Origin of the sequence: Marinobacterium iners DSM 11526 (assembly GCF_900107855.1) — a bacterium.
In the GTDB taxonomy this organism is placed as follows: domain Bacteria; phylum Pseudomonadota; class Gammaproteobacteria; order Pseudomonadales; family Balneatricaceae; genus Marinobacterium; species Marinobacterium iners.
Genome location: NZ_FNRJ01000015.1, coordinates 1 through 23049 on the forward strand (window position 1 = coordinate 1; position 23049 = coordinate 23049).

The 23049-nt window shown below is 55.8% G+C and carries 23 protein-coding genes; 5 read left to right on the top strand and 18 right to left on the bottom strand.

Annotated features, from left to right (window positions below; translation table 11 throughout):
• A partial coding sequence (locus BLV48_RS19225) for a hypothetical protein (RefSeq protein ID WP_217633028.1) occupies positions 1-204 on the top strand: 204 nt, incomplete at its 5' end.
• A 167-nt stretch (positions 205-371) separates the two neighbouring features.
• Here BLV48_RS19225 and tatC read toward each other — a convergent pair.
• The 9 genes from tatC to BLV48_RS14245 form a co-directional block, all read right to left on the bottom strand.
• Complete coding sequence (tatC, locus tag BLV48_RS14205) at positions 372-1148, bottom strand: twin-arginine translocase subunit TatC (protein ID WP_091827459.1); 777 nt, start codon at positions 1146-1148, stop codon at positions 372-374.
• Positions 1145-1495 (bottom strand): Sec-independent protein translocase protein TatB, encoded by a 351-nt coding sequence (gene tatB, locus BLV48_RS14210; RefSeq protein ID WP_091827460.1) that lies wholly within the window; start codon positions 1493-1495, stop codon positions 1145-1147. The genes tatC and tatB overlap by 4 nt, the downstream gene beginning before the upstream one ends.
• Before the next feature lie 11 nt (positions 1496-1506).
• Entirely contained in the window at positions 1507-1764 is a 258-nt protein-coding gene (gene tatA, locus BLV48_RS14215; protein WP_091827461.1) for a Sec-independent protein translocase subunit TatA, read from the bottom strand.
• A gap of 94 nt (positions 1765-1858) precedes the next feature.
• Complete coding sequence (locus tag BLV48_RS14220; protein ID WP_091827462.1) at positions 1859-2191, bottom strand: phosphoribosyl-ATP diphosphatase; 333 nt, start codon at positions 2189-2191, stop codon at positions 1859-1861.
• Positions 2184-2594 (bottom strand): phosphoribosyl-AMP cyclohydrolase, encoded by a 411-nt coding sequence (hisI, locus tag BLV48_RS14225; protein ID WP_091827463.1) that lies wholly within the window; start codon positions 2592-2594, stop codon positions 2184-2186. Before hisI ends, BLV48_RS14220 begins: the two co-directional genes overlap by 8 nt.
• A 76-nt stretch (positions 2595-2670) precedes the next feature.
• Positions 2671-4302: a ubiquinone biosynthesis regulatory protein kinase UbiB gene (gene ubiB / locus BLV48_RS14230; protein WP_091827464.1), complete on the bottom strand. Its 1632-nt coding sequence runs from the start codon at positions 4300-4302 to the stop codon at positions 2671-2673.
• Positions 4303-4339: 37 nt separating this feature from the next.
• Positions 4340-5908, bottom strand: coding sequence for a GGDEF domain-containing protein (locus BLV48_RS14235; RefSeq protein WP_091827465.1), 1569 nt, complete (start codon positions 5906-5908; stop codon positions 4340-4342).
• A 122-nt stretch (positions 5909-6030) separates the two neighbouring features.
• Positions 6031-6654 carry a thiol:disulfide interchange protein DsbA/DsbL gene (locus tag BLV48_RS14240; protein WP_091827466.1) on the bottom strand — a complete coding sequence of 208 codons (624 nt, stop codon included), beginning with the start codon at positions 6652-6654 and terminating at the stop codon, positions 6031-6033.
• 125 nt (positions 6655-6779) lie between these two features.
• Entirely contained in the window at positions 6780-7382 is a 603-nt protein-coding gene (locus BLV48_RS14245; RefSeq protein WP_091827467.1) for a c-type cytochrome, read from the bottom strand.
• 202 nt (positions 7383-7584) lie between these two features.
• Between BLV48_RS14245 and yihA the strand changes: the two genes are divergently transcribed.
• Positions 7585-8256, top strand: a complete 672-nt coding sequence (gene yihA / locus BLV48_RS14250; protein WP_091827541.1) for a ribosome biogenesis GTP-binding protein YihA/YsxC — start codon at positions 7585-7587, stop codon at positions 8254-8256.
• Positions 8257-8422: 166 nt separating this feature from the next.
• Here yihA and polA read toward each other — a convergent pair whose 3' ends face one another.
• Positions 8423-11167, bottom strand: a complete 2745-nt coding sequence (gene polA, locus BLV48_RS14255; RefSeq protein WP_091827468.1) for a DNA polymerase I — start codon at positions 11165-11167, stop codon at positions 8423-8425.
• 99 nt (positions 11168-11266) lie between these two features.
• Here polA and BLV48_RS14260 point away from each other — a divergent pair, with 99 nt between their 5' ends.
• The 3 genes from BLV48_RS14260 (at position 11267) to uvrD (ending at position 14837) form a co-directional block, all read left to right on the top strand.
• Entirely contained in the window at positions 11267-11545 is a 279-nt protein-coding gene (locus tag BLV48_RS14260; RefSeq protein WP_091827542.1) for a DUF2782 domain-containing protein, read from the top strand.
• Between the two features lie 6 nt (positions 11546-11551).
• Positions 11552-12523, top strand: a complete 972-nt coding sequence (locus BLV48_RS14265; protein WP_091827469.1) for a homoserine kinase — start codon at positions 11552-11554, stop codon at positions 12521-12523.
• Positions 12524-12626: 103 nt separating this feature from the next.
• Positions 12627-14837: a DNA helicase II gene (gene uvrD, locus BLV48_RS14270; protein WP_091827470.1), complete on the top strand. Its 2211-nt coding sequence runs from the start codon at positions 12627-12629 to the stop codon at positions 14835-14837.
• Between the two features lie 4 nt (positions 14838-14841).
• Here uvrD and astB read toward each other — a convergent pair whose 3' ends face one another.
• From astB to BLV48_RS14310, 8 genes are all read right to left on the bottom strand, one after another.
• Positions 14842-16167 (bottom strand): N-succinylarginine dihydrolase, encoded by a 1326-nt coding sequence (astB, locus tag BLV48_RS14275; protein ID WP_091827471.1) that lies wholly within the window; start codon positions 16165-16167, stop codon positions 14842-14844.
• Positions 16164-17642, bottom strand: a complete 1479-nt coding sequence (gene astD, locus BLV48_RS14280; RefSeq protein ID WP_091827472.1) for a succinylglutamate-semialdehyde dehydrogenase — start codon at positions 17640-17642, stop codon at positions 16164-16166. Before astD ends, astB begins: the two co-directional genes overlap by 4 nt.
• Positions 17643-17644: 2 nt before the next feature.
• Positions 17645-18865: a hydrolase gene (locus BLV48_RS14285; RefSeq protein ID WP_254775051.1), complete on the bottom strand. Its 1221-nt coding sequence runs from the start codon at positions 18863-18865 to the stop codon at positions 17645-17647.
• A 63-nt stretch (positions 18866-18928) separates the two neighbouring features.
• Positions 18929-19684 (bottom strand): sulfite exporter TauE/SafE family protein, encoded by a 756-nt coding sequence (locus tag BLV48_RS14290; protein ID WP_309546612.1) that lies wholly within the window; start codon positions 19682-19684, stop codon positions 18929-18931.
• Positions 19681-20928 carry an EAL and HDOD domain-containing protein gene (locus BLV48_RS14295; protein WP_254775052.1) on the bottom strand — a complete coding sequence of 416 codons (1248 nt, stop codon included), beginning with the start codon at positions 20926-20928 and terminating at the stop codon, positions 19681-19683. Before BLV48_RS14295 ends, BLV48_RS14290 begins: the two co-directional genes overlap by 4 nt.
• 106 nt (positions 20929-21034) lie before the next feature.
• On the bottom strand, positions 21035-21574 hold the full coding sequence (locus BLV48_RS14300; protein WP_091827474.1) for a DUF411 domain-containing protein: 540 nt from the start codon (positions 21572-21574) through the stop codon (positions 21035-21037).
• 78 nt (positions 21575-21652) lie between these two features.
• Positions 21653-21994: a hypothetical protein gene (locus BLV48_RS14305; protein WP_139253932.1), complete on the bottom strand. Its 342-nt coding sequence runs from the start codon at positions 21992-21994 to the stop codon at positions 21653-21655.
• A gap of 143 nt (positions 21995-22137) precedes the next feature.
• The gene (locus BLV48_RS14310; protein ID WP_175527688.1) at positions 22138-23037 is read right to left on the bottom strand and encodes a DUF1853 family protein; all 900 of its coding nucleotides are present in this window, start codon (positions 23035-23037) and stop codon (positions 22138-22140) included.
• Positions 23038-23049: the final 12 nt, after the last annotated feature.

The window sequence follows — 23049 nt, forward strand, 5'->3', positions numbered from 1 at the left end:
CAACCGCACCGTTCGGTGCAACCTGTTGTCTCAAGCGAGGCGCGTATTCTACCGCAACCCGTTTCAGTGTCAACCGTTTTTTCGTTTTCTGTTTCAGTGCTGAGCACTCAAACAACGATTCGGCAGTCACTCAAGAAGCGTAATGATGAACCAAAAAACCACTTAATTCAACATCTTACCACTTGCTCAATCGATCTGCCCTGAACCGTTTCCGGTGGGCGTCTCAAGCGAGGAGGCGAATTCTACAGACACCACTGAGGGAGTCAACACCTGCGTGTAAAAAAGTTTCAGAAAGATGAAAACCGGCATTGCCCGACCCCAAAACAACAACAGGCGCCAGAGCGCCTGTTGTTCTTTTGGATGTAGTAACACTACTTATTAGGATCAGCCGCGGAGTCACTTTCATCCTCAGCTTCATCCGGCTTCCGAACCAGTATGGTTCCAAGCAGTATGCCAAGTTCAAACAGCAACCACATCGGAACAGCCAGCAGGCTCTGGGAAATTATATCGGGCGGAGTCAGCAGCATGCCAAGAACAAAACAGCCGACGACGACATAGGCACGCTTCTCTTTTAGGCTTTTGACCGTCACAGCACCAGACCATAACAGCAGCAGGGTAGCCACGGGTATTTCAAAGACGATGCCGAAAGCAAAAAACAGTTTGAGGACAAAATTGAGATAGCTGCTTATATCGGTCATTACCGCAATATTTTCAGGCCCTACACTGGTAAAGAAACCGAAGATGATCGGAAACACCACATAGTACGCAAACGCGATACCCATATAAAACAGCAGGATGCTCGAAATCAGCAATGGAATGGCTAGACGCTTTTCATGCTTGTACAAGCCAGGCGCAATGAAGCTCCAGGCCTGATGCAAAAGAAAGGGCATGGCAATGAAAGCTGATGCCACCAGTGTTAGCTTGAATGGCGCAAAGAAAGGAGAGGTCACATCCGTTGCGATCATGCTTGTGCCTTGCGGCAGCAAGGCTGTCAATGGCGCGGAAATCCACGTGTAGAGGTCGTTGGCAAAGTAGAACAGACCGAGAAAAATCACCAGTATCGCCAAGACGCTGTAAAGCAGTCGTTGACGAAGCTCCACCAGATGGGCAATCAAAGGTTGTTCCTGATCAGAGTGATCCACGCTCATGGTGTCTCTTTCTTGTCACTGGTTTTACTTTCATCCGTATTAATACCGGCCTCGCCTGAACCTTTGGCCTTATCGGCGGTGCCGGTTTCAAAAGGCGAGTCTGAAAATGGTTGGCTCATCTCCCGCAGTTCTCGCTCAAGTTGCTCTTTTTCGATCGCCGTTGTCCGCTTCAGCTCTTCCATTCTGAGCTCTTCCCTGATCTCACTCTGGATGGAGCCAACGGTACGCCGCAGACGCCCCAGCCACAGGCCGCAGGTGCGTGCGGCCATCGGCAGACGCTGAGGACCCAGCACCAGCAGCGCAACAACACCTATGACCAGAAGTTCAAAGAAACCGATATCAAACATCTGCCGTCAGCTTACTTGTCTGACTTGCTGTCGGATTTGGTCTCAGTCTTTTCAGACTCTTTGAACTGAGCATCCTGCTCGGCCGAGATCTTTTTCTGCTCGGCTTCACTGTCGCTCTTACCTGAATCATCCTCATTCACGGCCTTCTTAAAGCTTTTCAGGGCTCCACCCAGATCACCACCGATATTGCGCAGTTTTTTGGTGCCAAACAGCAGAATGATGATTACCAGAACGATCAACAGCTGCCAAATACTGATTCCACCGAGCATATTGCCTCCCGCGGTTGTAAAGATTCACTGTAGTGAATATACCAGTCATATCTTATAGCACCGTTACAGCCCGCAGCTGAAACGGTTTTAATGTTTATTGTTTGCCTCGCGAGGCCTTCTCTTCCAGACCTGAAAGATCAAAACGACGTGCCAACTCCTGCAGTACAGCCGTATGACTCTCTCCCAGATGTGACAGCATCACCAGTGTATGGAACCAGAGGTCTGCGGTTTCATAGATCAGATCGGTATTGTCACCGCTGAGGCCGGCATCCTTGGCAGCCAGTATCGTTTCGACACTTTCTTCACCGACTTTTTCCAGAATTTTGTTGAGTCCCTTGGCATGCAGAGATGCCACATAGGAAGTTTCGGCATCCGCCTGCTTACGAGCCTCAAGCACCTGTTGTAGTTGATCAAGCACATCACTCATCATGCGAGCCTTTGCTGGTATAGATTTGATTCGGATCCTTGCGTACGGCATCAACGGTTTCCCATTCTGTGCCATTGCGCAGTACACGATAGAAGCAGCTCTCACGACCGGTATGACAGGCGATGTCGCCCAACTGTTCAACACTGAGCAGAATCACGTCCCCGTCACAGTCCAGTCTAAGTTCATGCAGTTTCTGCACATGTCCGGATTCTTCACCCTTGCGCCAAAGCCTGTTGCGCGAGCGCGACCAATAGATGGCTCGCTGTTCGGACACCGTCAACTGCAGCGCCTCTTCATTCATCCAGGCCACCATCAGGATGCGCCCGGTTCTGAAGTCCTGGGCGATGGCCGGGATCAGGCCCTTTTCGTCCCACTTGATCTGCTCAAGCCAGTCTGCAGACATGATGCCTCTCTGTACTGTTCCGATTGAATTGGAAGCGTCGAAGCATAACTGATCGTGACGACCTGAACCAGCAGCCTCAGGCTCGCCAGATCAACAGCCAGCCGCAGCCCCCCGCTAGCAGCGCATACCAAGGCAGATCCTGTAGGCTTTGTTGCAATGCTGGCAGTGCAGTCACCGTCGCGGCAGCCAGTAGGGTTATCCCCGTCAGCAGATAACGTCTTTTACGTTGTTCATCCCGTACCCGCTGTTGCTGAAGCTTGAGTTGCAGCCCCTCATTGTTCTCGGAACCAAGCTTGAGTTGTTGCAGGCTGTCATACACCAGCTGGGGTAAGTGGGGCATTTTTTCCAACCATTCCGGCGCCTGTTGCTTGATGCTTTGATAGGCTGCCTTAACGCCCATCCGCTGCTGCATCCAGTTTTCCAGAAACGGCTTGGCGGTCTGCCAAAGGTCGAGGTCAGGGTAGAGTTGGCGCCCCAGCCCTTCAATGTTAAGCAGGGTCTTCTGCAACAATACCAGCTGCGGCTGAACTTCCATATTGAAGCGACGTGCGGTCTGAAACAGCCCCAGCAGCACCATACCAAAAGATATATCCTTCAGCGGCTTCTCAAAAATCGGCTCACAAACGCTGCGGATCGCTGTCTCGAACGCATGCACGTTAGTATCTCTCGGCACCCAGCCTGAGTCGATGTGCAACTGCGCAACCTGCCGATAGTCGCGCTTAAAAAAAGCGAGAATATTACGTGCCAGATAGTTTTGATCCTCGGCATTGAGTGAGCCGATGATGCCAAAGTCTACGGCAATATATTGTGGATTGGCCGGATTATCCCGTGATACGAAAATATTGCCCGGGTGCATGTCGGCATGGAAAAAGCTGTCACGGAATACTTGCGTGAAAAAGATCTCCACGCCACGCTCTGCCAGCAGTTTCATGTCAGTCCCCTGCGCCCGCAGCTGTGCCACATCAGCAACAGGGACCCCCTGTATACGCTCCATCACCAGAACTTGCTGACGGGTGTAATCCCAGAATATTTCGGGCACATACAGGATGTCAGAGTCATCAAAGTTGCGTCTCAGCTGCGACCCGTTGGCAGCTTCCTTGCGTAAATCCAGCTCGTCGAAAATGGTCTGTTCATACTCATGCACCACCTCGACAGGGCGCAGCCGTCGCCCTTCAGACCAGATCGCCTGCATCAGCCGCGCCAGCAGATACAGCAGCGCCACATCTTGACGGATAACGCTGCTGATACCGGGGCGTATCACCTTGACCACAACCGCCTTGCCATCATTCAGTGTCGCCGCATGTACCTGCGCCACCGAGGCAGACGCCATTGGCTCTACACTGAATGATGAGAAAATCTCCGTAACAGGTCGCTTCAATTCGCGCTCGATTATCTTCTGCGCCAACTGACCGGAGAAAGGCGGTACCCGGTCCTGCAGTTTTGAGAGTTCCTGTGCGATGTCATCCGGCAGCAGATCTCGACGCGTAGACAGCATCTGACCAAACTTGATGAACACCGGCCCCAATGCCTCAAGCGCCAGGCGCAAACGTTCCGCCTGCGGGTGGCGAGCAGGAATAAGGTAGCGGGATGGGAGTAGCCAGAACAGAGCCCTCACATACCAGGGCAACAGTGGCTGATTGAAAAACGTGTCGAGACGATAGTAAGAGAAGATCCAGGCGATCTTCAATGAGCGCAATACGGTCCGCACAGCTCAGGATATCCCGTGGTTGACGAAAAGCCCCATTCTACCCTGTCGTGGCCAGCTGTGTCTGGTTTCGGCCCTGTTGCTTGGCTCGATAAAGTGCCTGGTCCGCACGTGTAAACAGATTTTCTGCGTCATCTTCGGAGGCAACCTCAGCGACACCAAAGGAGATACTAACTTCAACCCGCTCACCCTTGAAGTTGAAGGGGCTGTCGGCAATGGCCTGACGCAACTTCTCGGTGGCACGGTAGGCCTCATCGGCACTGGTTGAGGGAAACAGGATAACAAACTCTTCACCGCCAAAACGGGCAATAAAATCAGTGCTGCGCAGACTATGCATCAACACCTTGGTTACAAGGCGCAACACTCTGTCACCAGCAAGGTGCCCCAAATCATCATTGATTTTCTTGAAAAAATCGATATCTCCGACAGCAAGGGAAAACCGTGTTTGATAGCGTCGCCAGCGATCCATCTCCGATTCCAGATGCTGCTCATAGGCAGTTCTGTTCGGCAGACCGGTCAGGGGATCCGTGCGCGCACGCAGTTGCTCCTCTTTCATCCTTGCCTTGACCTTACTGGTCTCGACTTCCATCTGCTCAACCTTGTGCAGCAGGTCATCATAACGCCGGTTCAGACGGTCTTCGCGCGTCTGCTCCTGCTGTCGGTAGCTGTCCATGGTACGCACGATAGAGGCCAACTGCCGGGCAACACTCTGCTTCAGCAGGTTGAGGTCCTCGGACTCTTTCACCGTAAGATGAATATTGCGTACATCACGACGCACCGTCGAGTCCAGCTGATGATGCGCCTGCACCGCCTGCGCCTCATCAGTTCGACTTTCTTCCAGAAACTGTTGTACATACGAGAGTTGGGAATTCAACGTCAGCAGGTAATTTTCAAAATCTTCCTGAGTGTTTCCTCCTGCAAGACGTACCAGCTCAATCACTGTGGAAAGCATCTCAGGCAGCTGCTCCAGCTCCAGCCCTTCCTCAAGCTGACATACCAGGCTCCGAGCACGTTCAACACCCTCTGCTGGCACCTGCAATGCTTCAAGCAACTGCAGCATCTCCGATGCGACACTGGCACGGAGCACATCAATATCCTGGCCCGCATCAGCGTTCAGTTCAAAATCATTTTCAGGGGAGCCTGAGGTTGCGTTACTCACCAGCATGCCATTTTGCAGCTCGACCAGGTCCATCAGCAAATCAGATAGCTTGTACAGACGCTCGACTGCATCCGGGATACGGTTTTCAACGTTGCCCAGAAGATTATCGACAGAAGGAACCTTATTGACCCGACGCAGCTGCTGGCTCCAGCGGCGCAGCACCTTGGCAAGGCTGTCGGAGACTCCGTGCCGATCCTGATCCAGTTGTTTGACGCTTTTACGGACCTGACGTGACAACGATGCCACACGTTCGGTATTCTGTGACTTCAGTGAAGCCAAAAGGGAAGCAAGTTCGCTGTCAAGTTCAGACCCATTGCCCTGCAGGCCCAGTGCCATGTGCTCGACCAGTGCAGTAAGCTCACTTTTGATACGGGCATCAGACTGCTGCTGCCGCTCAACTTCGAGCGTCAACTCCGTATATTTGCGCTTCCAGTTTTCCTGGTCAGACACTCACTTTCCTCACCACAAGACAATCTACGCTTCTGAGCTACAGCATATTACCTTGCGTTTCTGAATGGAAACGAAAAAACCGCCTGCAAAAGGCGGTTTTTGGTGTTGCGGCATGACCTGAATCAGAGTGCCGAGCGTTCGCGCTCAACCAGATAGTCCACGACCTCAAGCATTTCCTTGTGCCCCCCGGCTGAAGCAGCACTTACACGGTACTTGCCATTCACAACCATGGCCGGAACACCGGTAATTTCATAGCCACGCAGCTTGGAGTCTCCCTGCTTGAGTTTCATGTTAACGGCAAAAGAATCATAAAGCTTCGTGAACTCTTCCTTCTCAATACCCAAGGTAGCATAAAACTCAGCCAGCGCTTCCACACTGCTGAAACGCTTGCGCTGAAGGTGGATTGCGTCAAACATTGGCTGGTGCGTTTCTTTAACTTTATCGCTCAATTCGGCAACATAATAGGCCCGCGCCAGCGGCTCCCAGCTGCGACCAAACACCACAGGCAGACCAACGAAAGCAACATCATCAGCCTGCTGTTCGCGCCAGTGAGCCAACATAGGTTCAAAGGTGTTGCAGTGAGGACAGGCATACCCGAAAGCCTCAACCACTTCTACCTTATCATCCGCGACCGTTTTGACCGGATGAGACAGAGCGAAATAGTGCTCACCTTCGCGATAGTCCTGAGCCCAGGACAGTGCGGCAAACAAAGACAGCGATGCTGTCAGCAACAGCTTTTTCAACATTTCAATTCTCCCAGAGCTGGCATCTTGTCGAATAGTGACCTCGACAAGCCTGAATAAGTTTCATGCTCAACAAAAAAGGCAGCCTATGCTGCCTTTTTGATCAGACTGGACGCAACGCCTGCCGCTTAGTGCAGGCCCTGAACGTACTGGGAAACCGCTTTCATTTCCGCTTCGCTCATTTTGGATGCAATATCGCGCATCATGTTGGCCGGATCGTTGTTGCGGTCACCGCTGGCAAACTTCTTCAGTGTAGACTCAACATACTGGGCGTGCTGACCGCTAAGCGACGGGTAGGCCGCAGAGTCTATCCCCTTGCCGTTGGGGCCGTGGCAAGCCGTACAGGCTGCTACGCCTTTATCTGCAACACCGGCGCGCCATATTTTCTGACCCGCCTCAACCTGGTCTGCTGCAGCCTGCCCCAGCTGAACGTTCTTGCTGGCGAAGAACGCCGCAATATCAGCCAAGTCCTGTTCATTGAGGTTATCCAGCAAACCGGTCATTTCCGGCACGGAACGGACACCGCTTTTGATTTCGAGCATCTGCTTGAGCAGGTATTTTTCACCCTGCCCAGCCAGTTTCGGGAAGTTACCCACGACACTGTTGCCATCGGCACTGTGACAGGCAGTACATACGGCTGTCTTGCCCTGGCCTGCAGTTGCATCACCTGCCGCATGCGCGACGCCGGTGATACCGATGCTTACCAGTAAGCTGATCAGTAGTTTGTTCATTGACTAACCCAGACTCTTGCTTGACGAAATGTGTTTTAATCTACCGCTGATTTTGCAGTAAACAGCAGTAAACGGCCAATTTCCACTATTACCCTGACTGGAGACAGACTCGGTTCGCGGGTAAAATTGGCGGCATTATAAACCAATATCCCCACAAACTGGAACGTATATGTTCACTTTGTGGCCACCCGAGTCTTGCGCCATGTCTACGTTTGACCCCGTTATCCATTACAACCTTGCTCATTTCGAGACCAGCGCATCACGTCTCGACCAATGTCCGCCCGACACCGGTGCCGAGGTTGCCTTTGCCGGTCGTTCCAATGCCGGCAAATCCAGCGCGATCAACGCACTGACCGCACAGACCGCGTTGGCACGGACCTCAAAAACCCCCGGACGTACGCAGCTGATCAACTTTTTCAGGCTCAACATTGAAGGCCTTAGACTGGTCGACCTACCGGGTTACGGCTATGCCAAGGTGCCGGTTGCGATGAAACTTCACTGGCAGCGCCATCTGGATGCCTACCTGCAGCACCGCGAATGCCTGCAGGGTGTGGTACTGGTGATGGATATTCGCCATCCAATGAAGGAATTCGACGAAATGATGGTGCATTGGTGCTCATCGACCGGTGTACCCCTGCACGTGCTGCTGACCAAGGAAGACAAACTCAAGCGAGGTCCGGCCAAGAGCACCATGTTGCAGATTCAGAAGCAACTCAAGGAACGGTTGGGCGACAAGGTGAGTGTGCAGACGTTTTCGGCTCTGAAAAAGTCAGGTGTGGACCAGCTGCGCCAGAGGATCAACAGTTGGCTGCTGCCGGATCTGAAAGAGATGCAACCGGATGAGGTGGAGCTGATTCCACCCAAAGCAGACTGACAGCCAAGAAAAACCCCGGCAGATGGAAGGGGAGCACCACTGCCGGGGTCAAGATGTCATGACAGACAGAGCCGCGACTCCACGCTGGCAAGACTGGGATTTCATGCCGCGGCTCAACAGTTAAGACCCTTGATTCGACAAAAGTTCACTTTTGTACAAAAAAAGATCAGTGTGCCTGTTCCCAGTTATCGCCGACACCGGCTTCAACCAGCAGGGGTACCGCAAGTTCGGCGGCATCTTCCATCAGCGGTTTGACCTGCGCGATAAAGTTATCCACTTCGCTTTCACGCACTTCGAACACCAGCTCATCGTGTACCTGCATGATCATGCGAGCATCCATCTGGCCCTGTTCCAGCCAGTTATCCACCGCAATCATCGCGCGTTTGATAATATCTGCTGCCGTACCCTGCATGGGTGCGTTAATCGCGGTACGTTCGGCGGCCTGACGCTTCATCGGATTGCGGTCGTTGATCTCCGGCAGGTAGAGACGGCGACCGAACAGTGTTTCTACATAGCCCTGATCCCGGGCCTGGGCACGAGTTTCGTCCATGTAGCGCTGTACGCCGGGATAGGTGGCGAAATAGTGCTCGATGTAGGTACCGGCCTCCTTGTTGCCGATTCCCAACTGCCGTGCCAGACCAAAGGCGGACATGCCATAGATCAGGCCGAAGTTGATCGCCTTGGCGTTGCGGCGCTGATCTGCCGTTACCTTGTCCACAGTAATGCCGAACACTTCGGCAGCAGTCGCCTTGTGGATATCTTCACCGTGTCGGAAGGCGTTGAGCAGCCCCTCGTCACCGGACAGGTGCGCCATGATGCGCAGTTCAATCTGTGAATAGTCCGCCGCAATGATTTTGTAACCCTCGGGTGCAACAAAAGCGTTGCGGATACGACGCCCCTCGAGGGTACGTACCGGGATGTTCTGCAGGTTGGGCTCGGATGAGGACAAGCGTCCGGTCGCCGTCACTGCCTGATGATAGGAGGTATGGATACGCCCGGTAGCCGGATTGATCATCTGCGGCAGCTTGTCGGTGTAGGTACTCTTGAGCTTGCTCAAGCCTCGCTGTTCAATCAGCAGCTTGGGCAGCGGATAGTCCAGCGCCAACTCCTGCAGCACCTCTTCGGCCGTAGACGGCGCACCCTTCGGTGTTTTCTTTTTCACTGGCAGGCCCATCTTGTCGAACAGAATCGCCTGCAGTTGTTTGGTGGAATTGAGGTTGAACTCTTCGCCCGCCAGCTCGAAAGCGTCTTTCTCTATTTCGCCCAGGCGCTTCTCCAGTTCCCGACTCTGTTCGCCCAGAATCTTGGCATCCACCAGCGCACCACGATATTCCATGCGTGACAGTACCGGGATCAGCGGGCGTTCAATGTCATTGAAGACCTTGAGTAGTTCACCCTCGGCGGCCAGCTGCGGTTGCAGTTTATGATGCAGGCGCAAGGTTATATCGGCATCTTCAGCCGCATAGGGCGCCGCCTGTTCCAGCTCGATCTGGTTAAAGGTCAGCTGTTTTTTGCCCTTGCCGGCGATATCCTCAAAGCTGGTCGTGGTCACGCCCAGGTGACGATCCGCCAGCGTATCCATGTCATGACGACTGGCAGTGGAGTTCAGTACGTAGGACTCCAGCATGGTATCGGCGCCGATGCCCTGCAGTTCAATGCCATAATGGCGCAGCACATTCATGTCGTATTTGATGTGCTGACCGATCTTTTTCAGCTCGGAATCTTCCAGCAGCGGCTTCAGCTGCGCCAGCACAGCCTCGCGATCCAGCTGTACCGGAGCACCCATGTAATCGTGCGCCAGTGGTACATAGGCGGCCTTGCCTGGCTCGACCGCGAAAGAGACACCCACCAGCTGAGCTTCCATGTAGTTCAGGCTGGTGGTTTCGGTATCGAAAGCAAACTCGCCCGCGGCCTTGAGTGTCTCAAGCCAGGCATCGAAGGCTTCCTGCGTCAGGACCGTTTCATATTCGGTTTCGATGGCGTCTTCCAGAGCCACCGGCTCCTCAGCCCCCAACTCTTCGGCATCTCCTGCTTCCAGTTCACGCACCCAGCTCTTGAACTCGAACTGTTTGAACAGCTCCAGCAGCTGCTCCGGCTGGGGTTCAGGCAGGGTAATGTCGTGCAGGTCGATCTGCAGCGGTACATCGGTCTTGATGGTGGCCAGCAGATAGGACAGCTCCGCCGCTTCGCGATTCTCCTCCAGCTTTTTCGGCATGGTCTTGGCGCCACGGAAGCCCAGCGTGGGTATTTTATCCAGGTTCTCATAAAGGTCCTGGATGCCGCCGATACCTTGCAGCAGTGCCAACGCGGTCTTTTCACCCACACCGGGCACACCGGGAATGTTGTCTACCTTGTCCCCCTGCAGCGCCAGCAGATCGATCACCAGCTGCGGCGGCACACCAAACTTTTCCTCGACCCCTGCCACATCCATCTTGCTGTCGTTCATGGTGTTGATCAGGGTGACATGTTCGTCCACCAGCTGTGCCATATCCTTGTCACCGGTGGAGATAACCACCGCGCGGCCGGATTCGCTGGCCTGACGCGCCAGGGTACCGATCACATCGTCCGCTTCCACGCCGTCTTCGACGAACAGCGGCAGTCCCATGGCCCGAATGATGGCATGGATCGGCTCCACCTGAGCGCGCAGGTCATCCGGCATGGGCGGGCGATGTGACTTATACTCAGCATATATCTCGTCGCGAAATGTTTTGCCCTTGGCATCGAAAATAACGGCGACAGGGCTGCCCGGATAGTCCTTGAGCAGACGTTTGAGCATCGAGGTCACAACCCTGATGGCACCGGTTGGCGTGCCGTCAGCTGTACGCAGATCAGCCTGCTGGGAGGCGAAAAATGCTCGATAAAGGTAGGAGGAGCCATCCACCAGAATGACCGGGGCGTGCTGTTCGCTCATGGGAGTATCCATTTAAAACTGTTTCGGGGTTGTCGGCGCCTGCGACAAGGCCCACAATCATAGACAATTCGACCCCGACTAACCAATTGGGAAGCAATGATGCTGAAAAAACTGACGCTGGCGGCGGTATTGGCACTGACGCCCCTGGCCCAAGCCGAAGTAGTGGATGACCCGGCCCTGACCGAGCCAGAGATAACCATCACCCACGATGGTGAAAGCACCTATTACGAGTACACCGTCAACGGCCAGCTGCGCGAAATAAAGGTCGTGCCCAAGGTTGGCAAGCCCTACTATCTGGTGCCGGCTGATGGCTCCAAATTCATTCGTGTAGAGGAGTCGCAGCTGCTGATTCCGAAATGGGTCATCTTCCGCTGGTAACCGACATTGGCCGTATATACCGATATCAGCCGCGCTCAACTTGAAGCCCTGCTGGAAGACTATGCGCTGGGTAGACTGGTCAGCTTCGAAGGGATCGAAGGTGGCATCGAAAACAGCAACTTCTTCGTTACGCTGGACCTTGACGGCCACGAACAGCAGTACGTTCTGACACTGTTCGAAGAGTTGGCCTTCGACGAGATGCCATTCTTTGTCGAGCTGGGCCAGTGGCTGCATACGCGTCAGGTACCGGTTCCCTATGCGATCAAGGATCGCAACGGTATTGCGCTGAAACAGGTGTGCGCCAAACCCGCCTTTTTCCAGCCCCGCTTCCAGGGACATCATGTCAGTCGCGAACAGCTGACAGCGGCACACTGTACCGAGATCGGCACAGCACTGGCACAGTTCCACCTGGCCGGCGAAGAGTTCTATCTGCGCAGACAGGCTCAGAGGGGCGTTTTCTGGTGGCGACGCGAGAGTCAGGCCATTCGCCATCTGCTCAAACCGGAAGATGCTGAACTGCTGCAGCAGGAAGTAGCCCTGTTTGACCAGTTGCGAGAAAAACCCTTCGGCTTGCCGCTGGGTACCATCCACGGCGACCTGTTCCATGACAACGCCCTGTTCCGTGATGGCCATCTGGAAGCGATCCTCGATATCTACAACGCGGCAACCGCTTTCCTGCTGTTTGATCTGGCCATTGTCGCCAACGACTGGTGTACCAACGCACAGGGGCAGGCTGATCCGGTACGGGAGCAGGCACTGCTCAAGGCCTATGCCAGTGTACGCCCGTTTACTGATGAAGAAATCGCCGCCTGGCCGACGCTGGTTCGCACTGCTGCCATGCGTTTCTGGCTGTCGCGGCTAATACCCTGGCTCGGGGTTGAGCAAGCTTCACGCAGTGGCATCAGCACCAAACTGAAAGATCCGGACGAGTTCCGTCGTACCCTGCTGGCACGTATCGAAACACCCGCCTCAATCTGACGGTTGCGGCCCGGATCGGCTGTTGGCTTCAGGCCAAGTCGTCCGGGCTGGTATACTGCAGTCTTTCCACCTCGATTCATCTGATTTCAACTCGGCAGGGCCCATGGACGTTACACACATCATCGACTCGCTCAACGACGCCCAGCGGCAGGCGGTTACCGCTGATCTGAACAACCTGCTGGTTCTGGCAGGTGCCGGCTCCGGCAAAACGCGGGTACTGGTGCATCGCATCGCCTGGCTGATTGAGACCGAAGGCCTGTCACCCTATTCAATCATGGCTGTGACCTTTACCAACAAGGCGGCCCGGGAGATGCGCGGGCGAATCGAACACCTGCTGGGGATCAACACCCACGGCATGTGGGTGGGCACCTTCCATGGTCTGGCGCACCGGCTGCTGCGTGCCCACTGGCGCGATGCCGGGCTGCGCGATAACTTCCAGATCATGGACAGCGACGACCAGCTGCGCCTGATCAAGCGTCTGTGCAAGGAGATGAATCTGGATGACAGTCGCTGGCCGGCACGTCAGTTTCAATGGTTCATCAATGGCCAGAAGGACGAAGGCCTGCGCAGCGCCCACATTGAGCGGACGGGCGATCCGTTCCAGGCGATGATGATTCGGGTCTATGAAGCCTACGAAGAGGCCTGTGAACGAGGCGGCATGATCGATTTTGGCGAATTGTTGCTGCGGGCACTGGAACTGCTGCGCGACCGCGCACCCCAGCTGCTCAAGCACTACCGCGAACGTTTCCGCTATGTGCTGGTGGACGAGTTTCAGGATACCAACGCCATTCAGTACGCCTGGCTGCGCCTGCTGTGTGAGGGCGAGAACAAACTGATGGCCGTGGGCGATGATGACCAGTCGATCTACGGCTGGCGCGGTGCTCGCATCGAGAACATCCAGCATCTTGAGCAACACTTCCCGGGTACCGAAACCATCCGTCTGGAGCAGAACTACCGCTCCACCGGCACCATTCTCGGCGCCGCCAACGCCGTGATCCAGAACAACTTCGGCCGCCTGGGCAAAGAGCTGTGGACCGAGCTGGGCGATGGTGAGCCGATATCGCTCTACAGCGCCTTCAACGAGCAGGACGAGGCACGCTTCATCGTTGACCAGATCCAGAAGTGGGTAGAAGAGGGTAATCGCCGAGATGAATCGGCCATTCTATACCGCTCCAACGCCCAGTCCCGCGTACTGGAGGAGATGCTGATCCGGGCCGGCATGCCCTATCGCATCTACGGCGGTCAGCGCTTCTATGACCGGCTGGAGATCAAGAACGCACTGGCTTATCTGCGTCTGCTGGCCAACCGCGATGATGATACCGCCATGGAGCGAGTGATCAATGTCCCCACCCGCGGTATCGGTACCCGCACCATCGAGGCGATCCGCGAACACGCCCGAGGCGAGAACGTTTCCATGTGGCGGGCCGCCAATGAAATCACTGAGCTGAAGACCCTGCCAGCCCGCGCCAGCAATGCGCTGCAGGCGTTCATTGATCTGATCAATCAGCTGGATGCTGGTACTCGTGGTACCGAGTTGCACGAACAGACCGAGCATGTGGTGCAGCATTCCGGCCTGATTGAACACCACGAAAAAGAGAAGGGCGAAAAAGGCCAGTCCCGTATCGAAAACCTTGAGGAGCTGGTCAACGCCGCCCGCCAGTTTGCCGGCCAGTGGCAGGAAGACAACGAAGAGGGCTTCAATTCACCGCTGGCGGCATTCCTGGACCAGGCGGCACTGGATGCCGGTGAAGCCCAGGCCGATGTGCACACCGACAGTGTACAGCTGATGACGCTGCACTCCGCCAAGGGGCTGGAGTTCCCGCTGGTGTTCCTGGCGGGCATGGAGGAGGGTCTGTTCCCGCACAGCATGTCGGCGGAAGAACCGGGCAGGCTGGAGGAGGAACGCCGCCTCTGCTACGTGGGCATCACCCGCGCCATGCAGAAGCTGTACATGACCTACGCTGAATCACGCCGCCTGCACGGCAAGGAAACCTTTAACCGCGTATCGCGCTTCATCAACGAGATACCGGCAGAGCATATCGAAGAGGTACGCCTCAACGCCACAGTACGCCGTCCCTACAGCAGCGGGTACGATTCAGAGAGCAGCCTGTTCGGGGGTGGCAGCTCGCTGTCCAGCGCCGAGATCCCCAGTACCGATCTGCGCTTGGGGCAAGCAGTAATGCACGCCAAGTTCGGCGCAGGTATGGTGACCAACTTCGAGGGCAGTGGCCCCAAGGCACGGGTACAGGTCAACTTCGAAGAAGCCGGCAGCAAGTGGCTGGTGGTGGGTTTTGCCAACCTGCAACCCTTGTAAAACGTCAATGCTGGAACGGGTAGAGACTATCCAACTGCAGAATGCGCGTCAGCTCATCCAGAGCGGCGTGCGACTCATCCAGCAGTGCCGGGTCGGCCAGCTCGGAGGGTACCAGCCGATCACGGTAATGGCGCTCAACCCAGTCGATCAGCTGCGCATATAGTTGATCGCTGAACAGAACTCCCTGATGGCAGGCTTCCAGAGCTTCAGACTCCAGCACCACCCTTAGCCGCAGGCAGGCCGGACCGCCACCATTGCGCATGCTCTGGCGCAGATCTATCACTTCCACTGCATCGATCCCTTTGCGTGCTTTCAGCAATGTTTGCAGGTAATGCCAGACCTGTTCGTTTTCGCGACATTCCAGTGGTACCAGCAGCAAGGTATGGCCCCCTGAAAGGGTCAACAGCTGGCTGTTGAACAGATAGCTCTGCACTGCTGCCTGCAGCGCCACTTCCTGCTCACTCACCTGAATCAGATTCAGCTTGCCATCGAGTGCATGGCTCAAGCGACCAATCACCTGTGTCTGATCTACAAAAGCGCCTTCGTGACAGAACAGCAGGTTACGATTGGCGACTGCAATAACATCATTGTGGAAAACACCGGCATCGATGGCGTCAGGTTGCTGTTGTGCATAAATAACCCGTGCCGGATTCAGCCCATGCTGACGCGCCACCGCCTCACTGGCTTCAAGGGTTTGACGAGCAGGGAAGCGGTGCGGTCCTGACTGCTGCCGGCTGCGGCCATAAACAAACAGAGCAACACCCGGATCGGAATAACCTGTGCATAACCGATTGTGATTGGCACCACCTTCGTCACCGAGTGCCGAGCTGGCCGGCAGCGCGTTGTGGACACAAAAAAACTGCTCGTTGTGGAAAACCCGCCGCAGAATTTCTCCTGTCATCGCGCTTTCCATGCTGCGATGAAGCTGAGAGACCAGATTGGCTGGTGTAAAGTGCACACGTCCGTCCGCTGTATCAGCCGCCGGTGACACGGTCGCCGCGTTTGCTGTCCACATGGAAGAGGCGGAACAGGCAGCTGAAAGTAGCCAAGGAGCCTCGACTGCAGCGCGAGACAACACCTGAGAATCCGAGCCGGCAAAGCCCAGCCGACGCAGCAATTCAGGCTCCGGCCTGGGTTGCGGCGGCAGCACCCCCTGCGTCAGCCCCAAATCATGCAGCCGTTTCATCTTGGCCAGCCCCTGCAAGGCCGCTGCCCTTGGATTCGAGATCTGGTCACGATTACGGACCGAAGCCAGGTTGCCCGGCGCCAATCCGCTGTAGTTGTGGGTAGGCCCTACAAGACCATCAAAATTGACCTCTACCGCCTTCATTCCTTCGCTCCCAATACCATGCCCGGTGGCAGGCTCTGTGGCAGCTCAAGCCGTGCACTTTCCAACCCAGCCACGGGGTAGGCACAGTAATCCGCCGCATACCAGGCACCGGGGCGGTGGTTACCGCTGGCACCGATGCCGCCAAAAGGCAGTGCACCGGACGCCCCGGTCAAAGGCCTGTTCCAGTTCACCACACCGGCGCGAATATGGCGGTGAAAGTGGTCAAACTCTGCCTCACTGTCACTGATCAGCCCAGCACTGAGGCCATATCGGGTACGATTGGCCAGGGTAATGGCCTGATCAACATCCCGGTAGCGGATCAGTTGCAGCAGAGGACCAAAGTACTCCTCATCAGGCGCCCGAGCACCCAGCTCGGTCACATCAATCAATCCCGGCGTCAGCAAAGCACTGCCTTCACGCACGGATTGCATCGCCAGCACCACTTCAGCCCCCATCGACTGCAGCCTCAGCTGTGCAGCCAGCAGGTTATCCACAGCTTCAGACGAAATCAGGCTGCCCATGAACGGCTGTGGATCAGCAAAGGGGGCACCCACTGCCAGCCTGCCCACCGCTTCAACCAACCTGTTGATAAACTCATCGCCCCAATTACCCACAGGTATCAGCAGACGGCGCGCACAACTGCAACGCTGCCCACTGCTTAAAAAGGCCGACTGGATAACACAGAACAGCGCTGCCTCAATATTATCCACAGACCGCACTACGAGCGGATTATTCCCTCCCATCTCCAGCGCCAGCAGCTTGCCGGGGCGGTTGCCAAACTGCTGCTGCAAGCGCTCTCCCGTAGCCGAACTGCCGGTAAAACAGATACCGTCAAGCTGCTCACTGGCCGCCAACGCCTGCCCGACTTCCGCGCCGCCCTGTAACAGGTTGAGCACGCCGTGCGGCAGTCCGGCTCGTTGCCACAGTTGAACCATGTGACGGCTCACCAGTGGGGTCTGTTCACTGGGCTTGAACAGCAGTGTATTCCCCGCCAGCAGGGCCGGTACGATATGACCATTGGGCAGGTGACCGGGAAAGTTGTAGGGTCCAAACACCGCCAGCACGCCATGTGGCTTGTGACGCACGGCTGTGCGAATACCATTCTGTTCGCTGATATGGCAACCGGTACGTTCTGAATATGCCCGGATTGACAGAGCGGTTTTGCCGATCATGCTGGTGACTTCGGTACGTGCCTCCCACAACGGCTTGCCGGTTTCTTCCGCGATACAAATTGCCATTGGTTCGGCTTCCTGCTGCAGCAGGTCTGTATAACGCTCGACCAGCTGTCGACGCAGGTCAAACCCCAGCCCAGCCCAGTTCGGCGCCGCCCGCCTCGCAGCAGACAACGCCCGGTCAACCTGTTCCAGACTGGCACTTTGGCCACTCCAGAGCCGCTCGCCATTCACCGGATTGATGGAAACCAGTGGCGTACCTTCACCGGTCACCCAGATGCCGTTGATCAGCAGATCCAGCATGCTTACCTCCGTTTACGGCGCCACTGCGCCGGGTCATCCTGGGCCAGTTCGAACAACAACGCGGCTGTCAGTCGGGCGCGCTCTGAAAGACTGCCAACCAACAGAAATTCATCGCTGGAATGAATTGAGCCACCACACACTCCCAGCGTATCAATGTTAGCCACTCCTGCAGCGGCCAGATTATTGCCATCGCAGCAGCCTCCACTGGGCAGCCAGTTCAGCTTGGTGCCCAACCTCTGGCCGATCTGGCGAAGGCGTTCAAACAAACGCAGGTGCGGCCCAAACGGTTTGGGCTTGCGTCCAAAATCACCGTCCAGCTCAATTTGAATACCCTCCTGCCGGAAGATTCGCTGTTGTAACTGCTCAAGCTGTTGCAGGCACCAGAGCTCATCTTCAGGCTGTTCAATACGTATATTGAAACGCGCCATCGCCCGATCGGGCACCACGTTGACCGCACCACCTCCATGAATATAGCCGGGGTTGATGGTCACCCCTTTTCGCTGACCGTTAAGGTTATCCAGCGCACTGATAAAATCGCACAACGCCCGGATCGCGTTACGACCCAGGTGATGTTCGCGCCCCGCGTGGGCAGCACGTCCCGTTACACGCACACTGAAATTGCCACTGCCCTTGCGCGCACCGGCGAGAGAACCATCGGCCAATGCCGGTTCAAACACCAGCCCCAGGTCAGCCTCTGCCGCACAGCTCGCAATCAGTTCAGCAGAGCAGGGCGAGCCGATCTCTTCATCCGGGTTAAGCAGCCATCGCCAGCCGATTTTGCCCGCCAGCGGCGAGGCTTCCAGCACCGTCAGAGCATGCAGTGCTACCACCAGGCCACCTTTCATATCGGTTACCCCGGGGCCGTTGAGGCGCTCGGCATCAAGCCAGCGTATCTGCTGGAAGGGATGGTCAACGCCGTAGACCGTATCCAGGTGTCCCATCAACAACAGCTGCAGCGGCGCATCTGGATGTTTTTGCAGCTGCAGCGCCTGTCCCAGTGGTTGCTCCTGCCATTCGGCCCTGTCCGTGAGCTGACGGTAATGCGGCAGATCGATCCGCTGCACCACGGCATTCAACCCAGCGGCCAGTTCAGCGAGCCTGTCAGCGACGGCATTAACGCCCGTGACATTGAACGTACCCGAATTGATTTCGGCCAGCGCAATTGTCTGCTCCAGCATCAGCGCCTGCTGATCGGGTAACCAGTGGTAATAGGATTGCCGCACACGACCTCCGATTCCGTTGCACGGTTTCAGTATCGGTCAGGCCGAAAGGGGATGCCAGTTCGTTTAGATAAGGGGTTGCAGTGCCTGCCACAGCAGACGCAATGCCAACACAGTGACGATGATGCGGAACAGGCGGTTGAACCAGACCGAGCTGACTTTCTGCAGCAGGTTAAGCCCGATCCAGGTGCCCAGCATACCACTGAGAATCATCAGACCGATCAGTGGCAACCAATCGATAAAGGAAAAGCCAATAAAGGAGAACACCACACCCTTGAGCAGGTGCTGACCAGTCATCGCCGCGGCAAAGGTGGCAACGGTCTGCATCTTGTCATGGCTGTGACGGTGCACGAACGCAGCGACCAGTGGACCGCTGGCCCCGACGAACATGGAGACAAAAGTGGTTAATGAACCGGCCAGCAGGGTGCGCAAGGGTGTCAATGTGCGCATAGCCGGCTTTGGCCCCCACACCATCCACAGAATGAAACCGGCCACTGCCAGCTGAATCACCTGCAACGGCAGCTGTACCACAACCAGTGATGCGAGCCCTGCGCCAATCAGAGCACCGAGCAGAAATCGGCCACACAGAGGCCAATCAATATGCTGACGGGTCATCAGGGCACGGTTGCCATTGGAGCCAAGCTGAACCAGGCCATGCACGGGGATCAGTGCGGCGATCGGTACAATCTGTGCCATCGCAACCAGCAGCAAAACACCGCCACCAATACCAAGGGTCGCGGTCATAAGGGAGGTAAAGCCAGCGGTCAGGATCAGCCAAACAGCATCCATCGCCACCAGTTCAGGCGGTAACCAGCCGATCACGCCTGCTGCATGGCCAGCATCACCTGCTGTGCCCAGTTCAGGCTGTGGCGATAGGCCACCTCATAGAAGGGCTTGTCCAACTCCCGGCTGAGCTGCTCAAACTCACCCCTTTCATAATGTTCAACCTGCTGCAGCAGCTCACCGCATGAGCCTCTGCGGCCAACCAGAGCATCTTTCATATCCTGCTGCAGGGGGACCTGAGACAGAAGATCTTCCATTTCCATGTCCAGCAATACATCCAGCTGTGACAGCAGGCCTACGATGAAATGGTTGATCGGCTCATTTCGCCCCAGCATCTCGGCCAGCAGCTCGCAAAAACGGCCACGCACCAGCATGTTGCGCGTCAGCTCGTCCGGCTTGGTTTTATCGGTGCTGGTCAGGAACAGCATCACCCAGCGTTTGATCTGATCGATACCGAGCAGGGAGATGGCGTGGGAGAGCGAGCTGATTTCACGTTTGAGATTGAAGGCAGCGGAGTTGACCACCCTCAGAATCCGATAGGTCAGCGCCGGATCATGCAGGGCAATCTGTTCAATGGACTGTGCCGTGGCGCTGGGACGCTGCATTTCGGTGAGCAACTCCAGCAGAACCACCTTGTTACCGGTAATTTTCTTGCCTTTGACCGCCTCGGGCTTGCTGAGGAAATAGCCCATATAGAGAGCAAAACCCATCTCCAGACAGCGACGAAACTCTTCCTGAGTTTCCACCTTGTCGGCCAGCAGCTCAAGCTGATAGGTTCGCAGGCGCTGCAACAACGCAGGAATGTTATCCAGCCCCAGCAGCTGAATATCCAGCTTCAGTACATGAACGATGTTCAACAGTGGCTCGAACTTGGGGTCTCGCGGGTCGTAATCCGCCAAAGCCAGTCGGTAGCCCTGCTGCGCCAGTCCCTTCACTCGAGCAATGAACTCGGGCGTTACGTCCGAGTGGCCCAGAATTTCCAGCACAAAATTCTGCTTCGGCAATTCGGGCACATCATTATTGAGCAGGAAGCTGTCCGTCACCTTGAGGAAACAGGGCAGTGACTGAACCGCACCGCCCTTGGTGATACTGGAGTAAGTACCCAGCAACACACCGAGCGTGGCATCTTCATCCTTCAGACCTTCAACGAAATTGCCATCCGTATCACGGAACAGCAACTCAAAGGCGACCACATCCTGGCTCTTGGTATAAATCGGCTGTCGCGCCATTAATACCTGGAGCTGCTGTTCATCTGCCATGATTTGAGAGCCGGTCGACGCCACTGTTGACTCCTTGTTGGTCTGTTTCTGCTTGTTTTCAAACGAGGGTTAGAGTATAGCCACTCACCCTCGCCGAGAACAGAGCCTTACAAGGTTACATTGTATTGGATCAGTACTGATCAGCTTGCTCTTCGATGGTTGCGTAAACCTCGTAGCTGCCATCTTTCTTCACCAGCAGCACCTGATACGGGCTGAAGCGATCATCAACCTCCATACCTGGACTGCCCATCGGCATGCCCGGTACCGCCAGCCCCAGGGCATCGGCGGGCGGCTGCTCCAGAAAGCCTTGCATCAGCTTCGCCGGCACATGGCCTTCAAACAGATAGCCTTGTTCGGATACAGCGGTGTGACAGGAGTGATACTGCCCCTGCAAACCCATTTCCAGCTTCAGTTGGGTCAGGTTATCAGGGTGATGGGTCACCGAATGGAAGCCTGCATCTTCGACATGGTCAATCCAGTCCACACAGCAGCCACAGGTAGGGCTCTTGTAGACACGCAGATTCATGGCATCAACGCTGGCTTGCTGGGCCGTTGTCTGTGTTGCCGGCTTCGGTGCTTCTGAAGTTGCCTGAGAATCGCTGCAGGCACTCAGCACAGCGGTAGATACAACTAACGAAAGGGCCACAAGGCCAGTACGATAAAGGGACATGGAATTTCTCCTCTGTGCGAACGATCAGGCCGCACAATGCTGTTTCAAGGGGAGGGAGCCAGGCTCCCTGAACACACTTCAGACCAATGTGCGGGGTCTGGGTGGCTCATAGCGGGAGAAAACCGGTGCATCCGGTAGCTGTAACAGATCGATAGGGCGGTGCACTGCAGTCGGTCGCAACAGCACCATTTGGCTGTTTAGTACCAGTGCACTGCCCTGAGCACAATGATCGGCGCAGTCAGCTTGAAAACTGTCGCAACAGGCCGCTTCATGAGGCTGCTCCAGATGACAGCTGCTACCCGAAGGTTGATGCGCAGTGTTCATCTGAGCCATGCAGTGACTACTGACGGCATGATGTTCAGCGGGGAGGGACGCCTGAACCAGACTGAACAGCTGCAGCACCAGAACAGCCATCAGCATCAGAACCACAAGGACCTGAGGGCGATGAGAATCAAAATGGTCAGTGCGGGTCTGAAACACGTCGGGTTCGTCAATTGAAAGCTAAACGCCTAAGGTACCCACAAGCAGAAGCGGGTTCAATGCTGCTGACAGAACCACTGGTACTAAGCTTTCTCCATGCTGGTATAAGGCCATTCATCCGGCACCAGAAAAAAACGCTTTGTCTCGTGCCATACACCGCTATTTCCATCCTGCCCCAACTGTGCAAACAGCTTTGGTGGGCCTCCGGCGGCAATTCGAGAGGCCTGCGCATGCGCCAGCATTCCATCCGGGTGACATGTCTGGTGCCAGGGCCCCAGCCAGTCAGGCTTGTTCAGTTGCACACTGGTTTCCAGCCGTAATTCACTTACCTGCGATGCTCGCAGCCAGTCGCCACGCAAGTGGTTCTCCGACACATTGGGCGGCAACGGCAGCGCACTCTGCCCGGCTGGATAAAACAGATATCCCGGCATCAACACATGTGATCGAGCCGACTGCGGCAGCCCTTTTTCAGCCAGCATAGCCCGGCTGGCGGGCTGTTCAGCCATCTTTACCTGATGACCAAGCAAGCGCTCGGTTTTCAGATCCAGCCGGTCACGGCTGTTGGGGCCGTACCAGTGCGAGTCATCAGCACCGGCCGCCAGATAGAATTTCACCGCGATTTCGTGATGCTCAACTTCACCGCTGAGCGGGTTGCGCAGCAGAAAGTCCAACTCGCCCAGTGTACGACCCTGCTCACGCACCTGAAGGTTGTGCCCCAGCAGTTCCCAACCCAGTACGTGGGTCATCAGGCAGGCATACAGCTGCTCAAAGTACAGGCCAAGGCGCAGCTCTGCCGCCATATTCAGTTGCTGCAGCACATCGGGACAATGTGCCAGACGATCAATCCGCAGCCTGTAGTCCTGTGGCAGCGCTGCTGTCAGGTCAAATACCCGCTCATGCCTCATCAGTGATGGCGCCTGACAGAGCCAGTACAAATGACGCAGGCTTCGCGGCAGGTATTCAATTTCATTTGCCCTGTACATCACCCTCTCCAC

Bases quoted from the DNA above. Each gene is read 5' to 3' on its own strand.
- tatC (WP_091827459.1), bottom strand. From the start codon at position 1,148: ATGAGCGTGGATCACTCTGATCAGGAACAACCTTTGATTGCCCATCTG.
- tatB (WP_091827460.1), bottom strand. From the start codon at position 1,495: ATGTTTGATATCGGTTTCTTTGAACTTCTGGTCATAGGTGTTGTTGCG.
- tatA (WP_091827461.1), bottom strand. From the start codon at position 1,764: ATGCTCGGTGGAATCAGTATTTGGCAGCTGTTGATCGTTCTGGTAATC.
- BLV48_RS14220 (WP_091827462.1), bottom strand. From the start codon at position 2,191: ATGAGTGATGTGCTTGATCAACTACAACAGGTGCTTGAGGCTCGTAAG.
- hisI (WP_091827463.1), bottom strand. From the start codon at position 2,594: ATGTCTGCAGACTGGCTTGAGCAGATCAAGTGGGACGAAAAGGGCCTG.
- BLV48_RS14240 (WP_091827466.1), bottom strand. From the start codon at position 6,654: ATGTTGAAAAAGCTGTTGCTGACAGCATCGCTGTCTTTGTTTGCCGCA.
- BLV48_RS14245 (WP_091827467.1), bottom strand. From the start codon at position 7,382: ATGAACAAACTACTGATCAGCTTACTGGTAAGCATCGGTATCACCGGC.
- yihA (WP_091827541.1), top strand. From the start codon at position 7,585: ATGTCTACGTTTGACCCCGTTATCCATTACAACCTTGCTCATTTCGAG.
- polA (WP_091827468.1), bottom strand. From the start codon at position 11,167: ATGAGCGAACAGCACGCCCCGGTCATTCTGGTGGATGGCTCCTCCTAC.
- BLV48_RS14260 (WP_091827542.1), top strand. From the start codon at position 11,267: ATGCTGAAAAAACTGACGCTGGCGGCGGTATTGGCACTGACGCCCCTG.
- uvrD (WP_091827470.1), top strand. From the start codon at position 12,627: ATGGACGTTACACACATCATCGACTCGCTCAACGACGCCCAGCGGCAG.
- astB (WP_091827471.1), bottom strand. From the start codon at position 16,167: ATGAAGGCGGTAGAGGTCAATTTTGATGGTCTTGTAGGGCCTACCCAC.
- astD (WP_091827472.1), bottom strand. From the start codon at position 17,642: ATGCTGGATCTGCTGATCAACGGCATCTGGGTGACCGGTGAAGGTACG.
- BLV48_RS14300 (WP_091827474.1), bottom strand. From the start codon at position 21,574: ATGTCCCTTTATCGTACTGGCCTTGTGGCCCTTTCGTTAGTTGTATCT.
- BLV48_RS14305 (WP_139253932.1), bottom strand. From the start codon at position 21,994: ATGCTGATGGCTGTTCTGGTGCTGCAGCTGTTCAGTCTGGTTCAGGCG.
- BLV48_RS14310 (WP_175527688.1), bottom strand. From the start codon at position 23,037: ATGTACAGGGCAAATGAAATTGAATACCTGCCGCGAAGCCTGCGTCAT.